This window comes from Actinomadura sp. J1-007, from assembly GCF_009793335.1.
Classification (GTDB): Bacteria; Actinomycetota; Actinomycetes; order Streptosporangiales; family Streptosporangiaceae; genus Spirillospora; species Spirillospora yumaensis.
The window spans coordinates 1,365,841-1,378,392 of record NZ_WING01000002.1 but is presented as its reverse complement, the minus strand read 5'-3'; the positions used below and the strand labels follow the sequence as shown (position 1 = coordinate 1,378,392).

Sequence of the window (12,552 nt, the reverse complement as noted above, 5' to 3'; positions counted from 1 at the left end):
TTGCTTTGCGAGTGCTGCATCGCTTCGCGATCTGTCCGGGGGAGGCTCGCCTTCGGCCTCGCCTCCCCCGGACAGTTAACGCACTCGCGTGACGGCTGGGGTTGCTGTGCAGCAGCCTGCCTAGCCTTTTTTACAACCATACGGTTGTGCAAAGGCTTGGTTGTGAGTACGGTTCCCTGGCATGGCAGTCGTCGAAGACGAGTTGAGCCTGGTGTTCTCGGCGCTCGCCGACCCGACCAGGCGCGCGATCCTGGAGCGCCTGGCCCGCGGCGACGCGACGGTCAACCAGCTCGCCGAGCCGTTCGCGATGACGCAGCAGGCGGTGTCCAAGCACCTGAAGGTGCTGGAGCGCGCCCGGCTCATCTCGCGGACCCGGACCGCGCAGTCGCGGCCCTGCGTCCTGGAGACCGTGCGCCTGGACGAGGCCGCCGGATGGATCGAGCGGCACCGGAGGATCTGGGCGGGGCGGCACGACCGCCTCGAAGGCCATCTGGCCGCGCTGCTCGCCGAGCAGGACGACGAGGGGACGGCATGACCGAGACGGGCGAGTTCACCTACCGGCGCGTGCACCGGGCGCCGCCGGAGCTGCTGTTCGACTGCATGACCACGCCCGAGCACCTGGCCCGGTTCTGGGGCCCGGAGGGGACGACCACGCCGGTCGGGAACATCGTGGTCGACCTGCGTCCCGGCGGGGCGTTCGAGACGACCATGGTCGGCGCGGACGGCTCCACCCACACGATGCGCGCCGTGTACGCCGAGGTCGACCGCCCGCACCGGCTGGTGTGGATCGAGCCCGGCGTCGGGGGCGGCATGCGCACCACCGTGACGTTCACGGACCTGGGCGACGGGCGCACCGAGGTGGTCACCCACCAGACGAACGTGCCCGCCGCGTACCGGAGCGCCGAGGCCAGGGCGGGGTTCGCCACCAGCCTCGACCGCTTCGACGCCTACCTGGCCGACCTCCAGGCCGATCGGGAACTCCACTGACAGGGAGAACGACATGCAGGCAGTCACTTCGGCCGACGGCACCGCGATCGCCTACGAGCGGTCCGGGACCGGGCCCGCGCTCGTCCTCGTGGACGGCGCGATGTGCCACCGCGCCGCCGGGCCGATGCGGCCCCTCGCCGCCCTGCTGCGCGACGCGTTCACCGTCTACGCCTACGACCGCCGCGGCCGGGGCGAGAGCGGCGACACCGGGCCGTACGCGGTCGCCCGCGAGGTCGAGGACCTGCGGGCCGTCATCGCGGAGACGGGCGGCGAGGCGTACGTCTACGGGATCTCGTCCGGCGCCGCGCTCGCCCTGACGGCCGCCGGGTCGGGAACGGGGATCGCGAAGCTGGCGTGCTTCGAGCCGCCGTTCACGGGCGAGTCCGAGGACGCGGCGCGGCTCAAGGAGTACACCGCGCGGCTCAACGAGCTGCTGGCCGCCGGACGGCGGGGCGACGCCGTCGAGCTGTTCATGACGACCGTCGGCGTTCCCCCGCAGGCCGTGGCCGGTATGCGGTCGCAGCCCGGCTGGGCCGCCATGGAGGCCATCGCCCCGACCCTCGCGTACGACGACGAGATCCTCGGCGACGGCCGCGTTCCGCGCGAACTGGCGGCGCGGATCGGCGTTCCGGCGCTGGTCCTCTCGGGCGGCGCGAGCCCCGAGCCCCTCCAGCGAGCGGCACGGACGACCGCCGACGCGATCCCCACCGCCCGGCACCGGACCCTGGACGGCCAGACCCACGACGTGTCCCCCGACGCGCTGGCCCCCGCCCTCACCGAGTTCTTCACCACCTGACGCCACCGCCCCGGCTCACGCCCCAGGCGGGAAGGGCGTGGCGTTCGGTCTCAAGGTCCTTCATGGTCGAACGACTGTCGCGGGGCCGCGTCAGCGGCGGGGCGTGAGGCTGGTGGCGTCGGCGGCGCGGGCGTCCAGGAGGTCCAGTTCGGCCTGCTGCCAGGCGGCGAGGGCGTCGTGGTGGGGGCCCGCGGGGACGCGGCGGCGGGCGAGGCGGCGGCCCCGCCTGCTGAGCATGAACTTGACCTCGCTGGACGGCGCCTCCCCCGCCGCGAACTGGGCGCTGAGGACGCGCCGCGCCCGCGCGCGGTAGGCGCGCCGCAGGGCCAGGTAGACGATCGCCGCGACGAGGAAGTCGACCGCCGTCTTGACGAGCGTGCCGCTGCCGGGCGGCAGGACGGGCGCGTCGAAGAACCAGTGCATCCCGTACGCGCACAGGAACAGGAACACGGCGTGCCGCGCGCCCCACACACCCGCGCGACGAGGTAGCCGATGCCCGCCCCGGCGACGGCGGTCATGGTCCAGTGCGAGCCGGGCCCGGTGACGCCGACCCGCAGCAGCGAGGTGCGGACGACCGACAGGCCGGGCTCGACGCCGCCGGACTGGATGATGGAGTTGGCCCCGTAGATGACGTTCTCGGTCACCTGGAAGCCGAGGCCGGTCAGCGCGCCGAGCATCATGCCGTCCACGGGCCCGCGCAGGGCGTACGGGGCGGCGAGCGCGAGCATCACGATCCCGGCGGCCTTCAGCGTCTCCTCGTTCACCGGGGCGGTCAGCGCGGCGCCCCACTCGTCGGCGAAGCCGGTCCCGCCGGTCTTGGACCAGACGGCCATCAGGCCGCCGTTGGCGGGCAGCGCGCACCCGGCGGCGGCGGTCGCGCCCCACGCGAGGCTCGCCCCGGACGGGCCCCACGGCGGCGGGTGGATCGGCCGGAGCCGCCGCAGCAGCCCGAACCCGGCCAGCGCGACGACCGCCTCGATGAGCACCGCGAGGAGCAGGTCGCCGGGGAACTCGGCCGCGACGCCCTTGAGGTTCTCGGCGAGCAGGAACAGGCCCGCCGCGGCGCCCGCCCAGAGGAGCGTCCGCGCGGCCCTCTCCTGCCTGGACGCGCGCGGGGGCGCGAGGACCCGCCGCGGCGCGGCGGTCCCGCTCATGTCCCGAACACGATCGAGGCGACCACGCGGCGGGCGGCGGCCCGTGCCGCGGCGTCCCCGCCGACCGCGAGGGCCTCCACGGCCACCGACCCGTCCGGCGCGGGGAGGACGGTCGCCTGCCCCCTGCGGCCCTTGCGGACGAGCGTCCCGGTGAGCCCGGACGCGCCGTGCGCGGTGCCCGCGGGGCGGGCGGCGCCGAGCCTTGCGCCCGGGTCGCCGACCCGCAGGACCCGGCCGAGGCCCTCCCACAGCTCGGCGGCCGTGGGGCCGCCGGGCGGGGTCACGTAGTCGACCCGCAGGTCGAGGCCGCCGCGCGCGAGCGCGTACCCGCGGGTGCGGCCGCTGGACGAGCGGTCCAGCGTCCAGCCGGCGCCGACCGTCAGGCTGGCGGTCGCGGCCACGCCGCCGAGGGTCAGGATCCGCCCGGCGGGGAGCGGCTCCCGGCCTGGCCCCGCGCCGAGCGCGGCGTTCGCCAGCGGCCAGCCGGCCGCCAGCGCCGCCACGGTCCCGGCGGCGCCGGCCAGCACCCGGGAGCGCACCCGCAACTCCCCCAAAAGCGGACGAGTTTCCATTCTCGGAGTTTTTCCGACTCCGGGACACGGCACACCCATGGGCCGACCAAGCGATGCCCACCCCGCGCCAGGGTCAGGTGACGCGCTGGGGGACGTTCCAGGGGTTGGCGTCGCGGAGCGGGGGCGGCAGGAGCTCCTGCGGCCACCCCTGGAACGCGACGGGCCGCAGGAACCGCTCGATCGCCGCCGTCCCCACCGACGTGGTGGCCGGGGCGGTCGTCGCGGGGAACGGGCCGCCGTGCTGCATCGCGGACGTGACGGAGACGCCGGTCGGCCACTGGTTCCACAGGACGCGCCCGCTGCGGCCGGCGAGGACGCGCGCGAGGGCGGCGAGGCCGCCGGCCTCCTCCGGCTCGGCGTGCAGGGACGCGGTGAGCTGGCCGGGCAGCGCCGCGACGACGCCCGCGACGCGCGCGAGGTCGTCGTAGGCGACGACGAGCCCGAGCGGGCCGAAGCACTCCCGCGCGGCGTCGGCGCGGTCGGCGTCGAACGCGTCGAGGTCCATGGCGAGCAGCCGCGGGACGGGCGCGGACGGGTCGTCCGGCCAGACCACGCGGCGGACGCCGGGCCGTGCCCCGAGCGCGCCCGCGACCTCCAGGTAGCCGCGCTGGATGCGGTCGTTCAGCATCGGGGCCGGCGCGGCGGCGCGGACGGCGTCGGCGACCGGGCCGAGCAGCCCGGCGGGCGCGAACAGCAGGCCGGGGTTGGTGCAGAACTGGCCCGCGCCGAGGGTGAGGGACGCCGCGTACCCCTGGGCGATCTCGGCGGCGCGGGCCTCGGCCGCGCGTGGCGTGACGACCGCCGGGTTGACGCTGCCGAGCTCGCCGAAGAACGGGATCGGCACGGGCCGTTCGGCGGCGATCCTCGCCAGGGCGAGCCCGCCGCGCTCGGACCCGGTGAACGCGGCGGCGGCGAGCGCGGGGTGGCGCAGCGCCGCCACGCCGTCCGCCTCCCCCTCGACCAGCCCGAAGACGCCCTCGGGGACGGCCCCGGCGATGATCTCGGCCGTGCGGCGGGACAGCCGCGGGTGGCCGGGGTGGGCCTTGACGACGACCGGGCAGCCCGCCGCCCACGCCGACGCGGTGTCGCCGCCCGCGACGCTGAACGCGAACGGGAAGTTGCTCGCGGCGAACACCAGCACCGGCCCGGCCGGTGCCCGGTAGCGGCGCAGGTCGGGACGGGGGCCGGTCGGCCAGTCCGGGTCGGGGCGGTCGATCCGCGCGTCGAGGTACGCGCCGTCCAGCACGTGGTCGGCGAACAGCCGGAGCTGGAACGCGGTGCGCGTCAGCTCGCCGTTCAGCCGGGCCTCGCCGAGGCGGGTCTCGGCGTCGGCGAGCGCCACCAGCTCGGGGCGGGCGCCCTCCAGGGCGTCGGCGACGGCGGTGAGCGCCGCGGCGCGGGCCGCGGGTGGCGCGGTGCCCCACGCCTCGGCGGCGGACGCGGCGGCGGCGACCGCCTGGTCCGGGGTCTGCACGGGGTTCACGGGGTGCTCCCTTCGTCGGTGCGGGCGGCGTTCTCGGCGGAGTTGCGGTAGCCGTAGAACGCGTAGAAGACCATGCCGATGAGCATCCACCCGGCGAACCGGACCCAGGTGATCCAGTCGAGGTTCGCGATCAGCCAGACCGAGAACCCGATCCCGACCAGCGGGACGACCGGGACCCACGGCGTGCGGAACGAGCGCGGCAGGTCGGGCCGGGTCCGGCGCATCACCACGACCGCGGCGGCGACCACGATGAACGCCATCAGGATGCCGATGTTGGTGAGGTCGGCGGCCTCCCGGATCGGCAGGAACCCGGCGATCAGCGCCGACCCGGCGCCGACCGGCCAGATCACGCGGGTCGGGACGGCGCGGCGCGGGTGGTTCCTGGAGAAGTACCTCGGCAGCAGCCCGTCGCGGCTCATCGAGTACCACACGCGGGTCACCGCCATCATGTTGGCGAGCGCGGACGTGGCGATGCCGAGGACGGCGCCGACCGCGACGATCGTCCCGAGCCAGGCGAGCCCGACCGACGACAGCGCGCTGGAGAACGGGCTCTTGACGTCGATGTCGCGGTAGTCCTGCATGCCGAGCAGGACGAGGCAGACCAGCAGGTAGATGACGGCGGCGATGCCGAGCGACACCACGATGGCCTTCGGCAGCACCTTCTTCGCCTCGGCGCTCTCCTCCGCCGCCGCGCTCATCGCGTCGTAGCCGTACACCGCGAAGAACGTGGTGGCGGCGCCGGTGACCGCGCCGCCGACGCCGAACGGCAGGAACGGCGAGTAGTTGCCGCCGGAGATGTGGAAGGCGCCGGCGACGACCACGAGCGCGACGATGCCGAGCTTGACCACGACGAGGACGGTCTCGAACCGCGCGGACTCCTTCGTCCCGCGCGACAGGACGAACGCCAGCAGCAGGCACAGCAGCGCCGCGAACAGGTCCACCTTGTGGCCGGACCCGGTGCCGGGCGCGCCGAGCATCCAGGACGGCAGGTCCAGGCCCGCCTGCCCGGCCAGGTACGACAGGTAGCCGCTGATCGCGATGGCGACGACCGCGACGATCGCGGTGTACTCCAGCAGCAGGTCCCAGCCGATCGCCCACCCGACGACCTCGCCGAGCGTGGCGTAGGAGTAGGTGTAGGCGGACCCGGCCTTCGGGATCATGCCGGCGAACTCGGCGTAGCAGAGCGCGGCGGCGCCGCTCGCGACGATCGCGATGAGGAACGAGATCATGACGCCGGGCCCGGCGTCCTCGTGCGCGACGACGCCGGCGAGCGAGAACACGCCCGCGCCGACGAGGCCGCCGAGGCTGAGCGCGACGAGCTGCCAGAGGCCCATCGTGCGGCGCAGGCCGCCCGCGGTCTCCTCCTCCGAGGTGTCGACGGGCTTCAGCCGGAACAGGCCCGACGACGAGAACGGACGGGGCGGGGGCGGCGCCGGCGGTCCGGCTTGGGGCATGACTCGGGACATGGAGGTCCCTCCGGGGGTGTGCGGGGGTGACGGCGCGGTGCGCCGGGCCTCGGCGCGCCGCGGCGGGAGCGGCGCTTCGAACGGGGGCACGCCGAGGCTCGGCGGTGGAGTGCGGGGGGCTGCGAGAGGCCGCGAGAGGCCGCGGCCCGGGGGTCAGAGCTTGAAGCCCTCGGGGAACGGGTCGTGCGGGTCCAGCAGGTAGTTGGCCGTCCCGGTGATCCACGCCCGGCCCTCGAACTCGGGGACCACCGCCGGGACGCCGCCGACGGTGGCGGTGCCGGTGAGGCGGCCGGTGAAGCTCGTCCCGATGAACGACTCGTTCACGAAGTCGGTGTGCAGGGGCAGCTCGCCGCGGGCGTGGAGCTGGGCCATCCGCGCGGACGTGCCCGTGCCGCACGGCGACCGGTCGAACCAGCCGGGGTGGATCGCCATCGCGTTGCGCGAGCGCTTCGCGTCGGATCCGGGCGCGAGGAACTGGACGTGCTTGCAGCCCGCGATCCCCGGGTCCTCCGGGTGGACGGGCCGGTCGGCCTCGTTGATCGCGGCCATGATGTCCAGGCCGGCGCGCAGGATGTCGTCCTTGCGGGCCCGGTCGAACGGCAGCCCGACCGACGCCAGGTCGACGATCGCGTAGAAGTTGCCGCCGTACGCCATGTCGTAGCGGACCTCGCCGAGGCCGGGCACGGTGACGGCGGCGTCCAGGGCGGTGGCGAACGAGGCGACGTTGCGCAGCGTCACCCGTTCGGCGCGGCCGTCGCGGACGGCGACGCGCGCCTCGACCGGACCGGCGGGCACGTCCAGCCGCACGACCGTCTCCGGCTCGGTGACCTCGACCATCCCCGTCTCCACGAGGACGGTCGCGACGCCGATGGTGCCGTGCCCGCACATGGGCAGGAACCCGCTGGCCTCGACGTAGACCACGCCCCAGTCGGCGCCGGGGTCCGCGGGCGGCTGGAGCAGCGCGCCGCTCATCGCGGCGTGCCCGCGCGGCTCGTCCATCAGGAAGCGGCGCAGGCCGTCGAGGTGCTCGATCGCGTACCGGCGCCGGTCGGCCATCGTCGCGCCCGGGATCGGCGCGACGCCGCCGGTGACGACCCGCGTCGGCATCCCCTCGGTGTGCGAGTCGACCGCGGAGATCGTCCGGACCGAGCGCATCAGGCGGCCCTGCGCGCGTCGAGGGCGGCGAGGGCGCGGTCCATGTCGGCGGTGACGGCCGCGCGGTGCTCGGCGGTGAGGGGGCCGCGCGGCGGGCGGCACGGGCCGCCGTACCGGCCGACGCGCTCCATCCCGAGCTTGATCGCCTGGACGAACTCGGTGCGCGAGTCCCAGCGGAACGCGGCGACGAGCGGCTCGTACAATGCCCGCGCCTCCTCCAGCCGCCCGGCCGCCGCCAGCTCGTACAGGCGGGCGGACTCGGCGGGGAAGATGTTGGGGAAGCCCGCGAACCAGCCGGTGGCGCCCATCAGCAGCGCTTCGAGGGCGACGTCGTCGGCGCCCGCGACCACCTCCAGGCCCGGGGCCTTCTCGCGGATCTCCAGGACGCGGCGGACGTCGCCGGAGAACTCCTTCACCGCCACCACGTTGTCGATCTGGGCGATCTCGGCGAGCAGGTCCGGGGTCAGGTCGACCTTGGTGTCGATCGGGTTGTTGTACGCCATGACCGGCAGGCCCGCGGAGGCGACGGCCTCGTAGTGCGCGATGATCTCGCCGGGGTTCGCCCGGTACATCGTCGGGGGCAGGCACAGCACGCCGTCCGCGCCGTCCTCGGCGGCCAGCTCCGCCCAGTGCCGCGCCTGGTGCGCGCCGGGGCCGTGCACGCCGACGACGACCACGCCGTCCCCGCCGCCGCCCCGCCCGACCGCCTCGACCGCGGTGCGGGCGACGCGGCGGCGCTCCTCGTCGGTGAGGGAGGAGTACTCGCCGAGCGAGCCGTTCGGGCCGACGCCCCGGCAGCCGCGGGCGACCACCCACCGGCAGTGCTCGGCGAACGCGTCGTAGTCCACCGCGAGCCCGGCGGGCGCGGAGGCGTCCTCCCGGTACGGCAGCGCGGTGGCCACGATGACGCCGCCGAGCCCGGTGGCGCCGGCGGTGCCGCCGGCGGGACCGGTGCCGGTAGCGGTGCCGTTCTTCTCGCCGCTCATGTCTGTCTCACTCGCTTTCTCTCGGGGGTTCGGCCAGCTCGCCGAGCCGGATCGGCTGGGCGACGGGCCGGTGATGCGGGGTGGCGGGCGCGAGCCCTTCGGCGGGACGGCCCGGCGCCCCGGCGGCGCGCCGCCGGAGCAGCTCGGCGACCGTCGGGCCGCAGATCCTGGCCTGGCAGGGGCCGAGGCCCGCGCGGGTGCCGAGCTTGACGGCGCGGGCCGCCGCGCCGCCCGCCGCGTCGTCCGCGGCGCGGCAGAGGGCGGCGTAGTCGGTCTCCTCGCAGCGGCACACGACCGTGCCGGGGCGGAGCCAGCCGGGCCAGGCCGCGCCGACCGGGTGGGCGGCGGCGAGCCGGGCGGCGAACGCGCGGCCCTGGTCGCGGCGCGCGCGGAGCCGCCGCAGCTCCGGCGCGGACGGCGCGCCGCCGCCCGCGAGCCAGCCGGCGAGCAGGCCCTCGGCGCGGGCGGCGGGCGCCCCGGCGATCCCGGTGACCTCGCCCGCCGCGTACACGCCCGGCGCGGTGGTGAGCTGGTCGGCGTCCACCTCGACGAACGGCTCCTCGGGCGTGGCCCCGGCGCGGAGCGCGCAGCCCGCGGCGACGGGGAGTTCGAGCTGGGGGCTGAAGCCGTGCGTCACGCAGACCGCGTCGGCGGTGACGGTCCGCTCGGTGCCGGGGACCACGGACCAGTCGGCGCGCAGCCGCGCGGTCACGGCCTCCTCGACCCGTCCGTCGCCGCGGGCCTCGATCACGGCGCGGCCCGTCCGGTACGGGACGCGGTGGCGGGCGAGCAGCGCGGCGTACCCGGCCAGCTCGCCGGCCTTGCCCGCCTGCGACGCCAGCTCCCACGGGCGCCGGCCCCAGCCGCGCGCCACGGCGGCGGCGGTCCCGGCCTCCAGCACCTCGGCGACCGACGCGCCCGCCTCCAGCAGCGACGCGGCGACCGGCAGCAGGAACGGCCCGGCGCCGCCGACCACGACGCGGTCGCCGACAACGACGCGTTCGCCCTTCGCCAGGGCCTGCGCCGCGCCCGCGGTGAAGACGCCCGGCAGGTCCCAGCCGGGGAACGGCAGGGCGCGGTCGTGCGCGCCGGGCGCGAGGACGAGCGCCTCGGGTTCGAGGACGCGGCGCTCGCGGCCGGAGCCGTCGGCCGGACCGCGCAGCACGTGGACGCGCGGCGGGCGCGGCTCACCGGGGGCGGAGCGTTCCAGCATCCAGACGGAGGTCTCGGGCCACCAGGCGCAGCGGGGGTGCCCGGTGACGCGGCGGCGCAGCCGGTCGAACGCGTCCCAGCCGTGGTGGAGCCGTCCGGGGCGGGCCGCGCGGTAGGCGTCGGGGAGCATCCGGTGGTACTGGCCGCCGGGATGCTCGGCCGAGTCGACGAGGGTCACGCGCGCCCCGGCCCGCAGCGCTGCGGCGGCGGCCCCGAGGCCCGCGGGCCCCGCGCCGACGACCACGACGTGCCGGGTCATCGCTCGCCGCCGTCCGTGCCCGCCGGGTCCGCCGAGTCCGCCGCGCGGGACTGCGTGGTGACGGCGTCGCCGTCGGCGGCGCGGCGGCGGCAGGCGCGCACGTCGCGGTCGCCGTTGACGGTGACGAGGCAGTCGAAGCAGGCGCCGATGCCGCAGAACACGCCGCGCGGCGCGCCGGACGGACCGTTGCGCCACGACCGGCGCCCGGCGGCGAGCAGCACGCCCGCGATGGTCTGGCCCGCCGCGCCGTTGTACGGCACGCCGTCCACGGTGATGCGCAGCGGGACGTCCGGGCGGCGGCCGGCGGCGTCGGCGGACGCCGGGACGAGTCTCGGGCTCACGGGTTCGCTCCCTGGGAAGGCTCGGGCGGTTCGGCGGGCGCCGCGGTTCCGGACGCGGCGGCGGGGTCCAGCGGGACGGCGGGGCGGTCCGCGCGGAACGGCTCGGCGTCGATCTCCGGCTCGCGGCCGAGGATCAGGTCCGCGAGGATCCGGGCGGTGCCGACCGACAGGCCGATGCCCGCGCCCTCGTGCCCGGTCGCGTGCCACAGGCCGGGCAGGCGCGGGTCGGCGCCGATCACGGGCAGGTGGTCGGGGACGTACGGGCGGAACCCGCCGTAGGCGCGCATGACGGGCACGCCCGCGAGGGACGGGAACAGCCGCAGCGCCTTCGCCGCGATCACCGCCAGCACGTCCGGGCGGATCCGCTCGTCGAACCCGACGCGGCGGCGCGAGGAGCCCAGCAGGATCGTCCCGGCGCGGGTGGACTCGACGACGGCGGACGCCTGGAGGTCGCCCGCGCCGCTGCCGACCGCGCCCACGTAGTCGGCGTCGTACACCTTGTGGAACACGGTCGGCGGCATCGGCGCGGTCACGAGGACCTCGCCGCGGCGGGGCCGGACGTCCACGGGCGCGCCGAGCCGCCGGGACGTCTCGCCCGCCCAGGGGCCGGCGGCGTTGACGACGGCGTCGGCGCCGATCGTCCCGGTGGAGGTGCGCACGCCGGTGATCCGGCCGCCGGCGGTCTCGGCGCCGAGCACCTCGCAGCCGGTGCGCAGCACGGCGCCCGCGCGCAGCGCGTCGGCGAGCAGCGCGGCCGCCGCGCCGGACGGCTGGACCTGCGCGTCCTGCGGGTAGCGGACGGCGAGGGCGAAGTCGCGGGTGGCGTACGGCTCGGCGGCGGCGAGCGCGGCGGCGTCGAGGGTCTCGGTGGCGACGCCCTGGGCGCGCTGGGCCGCGGCGAACCGTTCCAGCTCGCGGGCGCCGTCGCCGGTGGTGGCGACCACGATGCCGCCCTTCGGGTCCCACTCCACCGCGGCCACCGGATCGGCGGTACGACCGGTGGTGCGGGTGGTGGTGCGGGTGGTGGTGCGGGTGGCGGCGCGGGGGGCGGCCGGGCGGGCGCGGTCGGCGATCTCGGCGAGCACCTCGGGCCACAGGCGCCGCGACAGCTTGGCCAGCTCCAGCTCGGGTCCGGGCTCCTTGTCGGAGACCAGGACGTTGCCCTCGCCGTGCGCGGTGGTGCCGGCCGCGGGCGCGCCGCGTTCGGCGACGGTCACCGCGAACCCGGCGAGGGCCAGCTCGCGGGCGCACGCCGCGCCGATGATCCCGGCGCCCAGCACCACGATCCGCGTCGCGTCCATCGGGCCGTCCCCCCTCCATCGTGTTCGATATACCGAACGTTTCGGAGACTACGACTCGCGGCGCGGCGCTGTCAACGCCCGATCGTGATCGGGCTCACCCCTCGCCGGGCGCGGAGGGAGCGTGCGGCCGGGAGGAGTGAAGCCGCTGGTCAGAGCGGTACTGGAGGAGCAGCACGGAGCGCACGACGCCCTCCAGCGCGGTGTAGCGGTGCGGGAGGCGGGCGTCGAAGCCGACGTAGTCGCCCGGCCCGAGCTCCACCTCCCGGTCGTCGACCCGAACGCCGAGCCGGCCCGCCTGGACGATCGTGTGCTCGGTCCCGACGTGCCCGAGCGAGTCCTGCCGGGCGCCGGCCCTGACCTGCTGGTCGTACACCTCGAAGATCGCGTCGCCGGACTCCAGCCCGCGCAGCGGGCGCAGGTCGACGCCCTCGCCGCGCAGCACCTCGACGCCCGCGCCGCGGACCACGGTGAGCCCGGCCGGGCGGCGCTGGTCGAGCAGGTCGGAGATCGGCACCTCCAGGGCGCGCGACAGGCTGAACACCGTCTCGATCGTCGGGTTGCCCGCGCCCGACTCCAGCTGGGACAGCGTGGCCTTGCCGATCCTGGACCGGCGGGACAGCTCCGACAGCGACAGGCCGAGCTCGCTCCGGGCCCGCCTCAGGTTGGCGGCCAGCATGTCCCGGATCGACTCGCCCGCCGCCTCGCCGCCCTCCCGCACCGACTCGCCTGACGCGACCACGCCCGTCCCCTCGTCCCGTCTCGCCCGCCGAACCCGGCCGGACGGCCGACGTTCGCTTTACCGAACGAGTATAGGTCCGCCCGCAATCCCGGCCCGCTCAC

At 76.5% G+C, this 12,552-nt stretch carries 13 protein-coding genes; 3 read left to right on the top strand and 10 right to left on the bottom strand.

Translation table 11 applies throughout. The annotated features are described in order from the left end of the window. Positions 1 to 181: 181 nt before the first annotated feature. The 3 genes from GEV43_RS40285 to GEV43_RS40275 are packed head-to-tail and all read left to right on the top strand — an operon-like array spanning position 182 to position 1,783. A complete protein-coding gene (locus tag GEV43_RS40285) occupies positions 182 to 535 on the top strand; it encodes a helix-turn-helix transcriptional regulator (RefSeq protein WP_160825852.1) in 354 nt (117 codons plus the stop codon). Next, entirely contained in the window at positions 532 to 987 is a 456-nt protein-coding gene (locus GEV43_RS40280) for an SRPBCC domain-containing protein (RefSeq protein ID WP_160825851.1), read from the top strand. The genes GEV43_RS40285 and GEV43_RS40280 overlap by 4 nt, the downstream gene beginning before the upstream one ends. 13 nt (positions 988 to 1,000) lie before the next feature. Continuing rightward, positions 1,001 to 1,783: an alpha/beta fold hydrolase gene (locus GEV43_RS40275; RefSeq protein ID WP_160825850.1), complete on the top strand. Its 783-nt coding sequence runs from the start codon at positions 1,001 to 1,003 to the stop codon at positions 1,781 to 1,783. A 50-nt stretch (positions 1,784 to 1,833) separates the two neighbouring features. Here the strand turns inward: GEV43_RS40275 and GEV43_RS40270 are convergent, their stop codons facing one another. The 10 genes from GEV43_RS40270 to GEV43_RS40225 form a co-directional block, all read right to left on the bottom strand. Then, positions 1,834 to 2,937 carry a PrsW family intramembrane metalloprotease gene (locus GEV43_RS40270; protein WP_160825849.1) on the bottom strand — a complete coding sequence of 368 codons (1,104 nt, stop codon included), beginning with the start codon at positions 2,935 to 2,937 and terminating at the stop codon, positions 1,834 to 1,836. After that, complete coding sequence (locus GEV43_RS40265; RefSeq protein ID WP_160825848.1) at positions 2,934 to 3,476, bottom strand: hypothetical protein; 543 nt, start codon at positions 3,474 to 3,476, stop codon at positions 2,934 to 2,936. The genes GEV43_RS40270 and GEV43_RS40265 overlap by 4 nt, the downstream gene beginning before the upstream one ends. A gap of 106 nt (positions 3,477 to 3,582) precedes the next feature. Further along, the gene (locus GEV43_RS40260; RefSeq protein WP_160825847.1) at positions 3,583 to 4,992 is read right to left on the bottom strand and encodes an aldehyde dehydrogenase (NADP(+)); all 1,410 of its coding nucleotides are present in this window, start codon (positions 4,990 to 4,992) and stop codon (positions 3,583 to 3,585) included. Then, entirely contained in the window at positions 4,989 to 6,458 is a 1,470-nt protein-coding gene (locus GEV43_RS40255; RefSeq protein ID WP_241684218.1) for an amino acid permease, read from the bottom strand. The genes GEV43_RS40260 and GEV43_RS40255 overlap by 4 nt, the downstream gene beginning before the upstream one ends. A 153-nt stretch (positions 6,459 to 6,611) precedes the next feature. Continuing rightward, positions 6,612 to 7,613, bottom strand: a complete 1,002-nt coding sequence (locus GEV43_RS40250; protein ID WP_160825846.1) for a proline racemase family protein — start codon at positions 7,611 to 7,613, stop codon at positions 6,612 to 6,614. Next, entirely contained in the window at positions 7,613 to 8,599 is a 987-nt protein-coding gene (locus GEV43_RS40245; RefSeq protein WP_160825845.1) for a dihydrodipicolinate synthase family protein, read from the bottom strand. The genes GEV43_RS40250 and GEV43_RS40245 overlap by 1 nt, the downstream gene beginning before the upstream one ends. Positions 8,600 to 8,606: 7 nt before the next feature. Next, positions 8,607 to 10,070 carry an FAD-dependent oxidoreductase gene (locus tag GEV43_RS40240; RefSeq protein WP_160825844.1) on the bottom strand — a complete coding sequence of 488 codons (1,464 nt, stop codon included), beginning with the start codon at positions 10,068 to 10,070 and terminating at the stop codon, positions 8,607 to 8,609. Then, a complete protein-coding gene (locus GEV43_RS40235) occupies positions 10,067 to 10,411 on the bottom strand; it encodes a (2Fe-2S)-binding protein (protein WP_160825843.1) in 345 nt (114 codons plus the stop codon). Before GEV43_RS40235 ends, GEV43_RS40240 begins: the two co-directional genes overlap by 4 nt. Then, positions 10,408 to 11,712, bottom strand: coding sequence for an FAD-binding oxidoreductase (locus GEV43_RS40230; protein WP_160825842.1), 1,305 nt, complete (start codon positions 11,710 to 11,712; stop codon positions 10,408 to 10,410). The genes GEV43_RS40235 and GEV43_RS40230 overlap by 4 nt, the downstream gene beginning before the upstream one ends. Positions 11,713 to 11,806: 94 nt before the next feature. Further along, positions 11,807 to 12,451 carry an XRE family transcriptional regulator gene (locus GEV43_RS40225; protein ID WP_309240204.1) on the bottom strand — a complete coding sequence of 215 codons (645 nt, stop codon included), beginning with the start codon at positions 12,449 to 12,451 and terminating at the stop codon, positions 11,807 to 11,809. Between the last annotated feature and the right edge of the window lie 101 nt (positions 12,452 to 12,552).

Excerpts from the sequence above, each read along its gene's own strand:
- GEV43_RS40285 (WP_160825852.1), top strand. The coding sequence starts at position 182 with ATGGCAGTCGTCGAAGACGAGTTGAGCCTGGTGTTCTCGGCGCTCGCC.
- GEV43_RS40280 (WP_160825851.1), top strand. The coding sequence starts at position 532 with ATGACCGAGACGGGCGAGTTCACCTACCGGCGCGTGCACCGGGCGCCG.
- GEV43_RS40275 (WP_160825850.1), top strand. The coding sequence starts at position 1,001 with ATGCAGGCAGTCACTTCGGCCGACGGCACCGCGATCGCCTACGAGCGG.
- GEV43_RS40270 (WP_160825849.1), bottom strand. The coding sequence starts at position 2,937 with ATGAGCGGGACCGCCGCGCCGCGGCGGGTCCTCGCGCCCCCGCGCGCG.
- GEV43_RS40255 (WP_241684218.1), bottom strand. The coding sequence starts at position 6,458 with ATGTCCCGAGTCATGCCCCAAGCCGGACCGCCGGCGCCGCCCCCGCCC.
- GEV43_RS40250 (WP_160825846.1), bottom strand. The coding sequence starts at position 7,613 with ATGCGCTCGGTCCGGACGATCTCCGCGGTCGACTCGCACACCGAGGGG.
- GEV43_RS40245 (WP_160825845.1), bottom strand. The coding sequence starts at position 8,599 with ATGAGCGGCGAGAAGAACGGCACCGCTACCGGCACCGGTCCCGCCGGC.
- GEV43_RS40240 (WP_160825844.1), bottom strand. The coding sequence starts at position 10,070 with ATGACCCGGCACGTCGTGGTCGTCGGCGCGGGGCCCGCGGGCCTCGGG.
- GEV43_RS40230 (WP_160825842.1), bottom strand. The coding sequence starts at position 11,712 with ATGGACGCGACGCGGATCGTGGTGCTGGGCGCCGGGATCATCGGCGCG.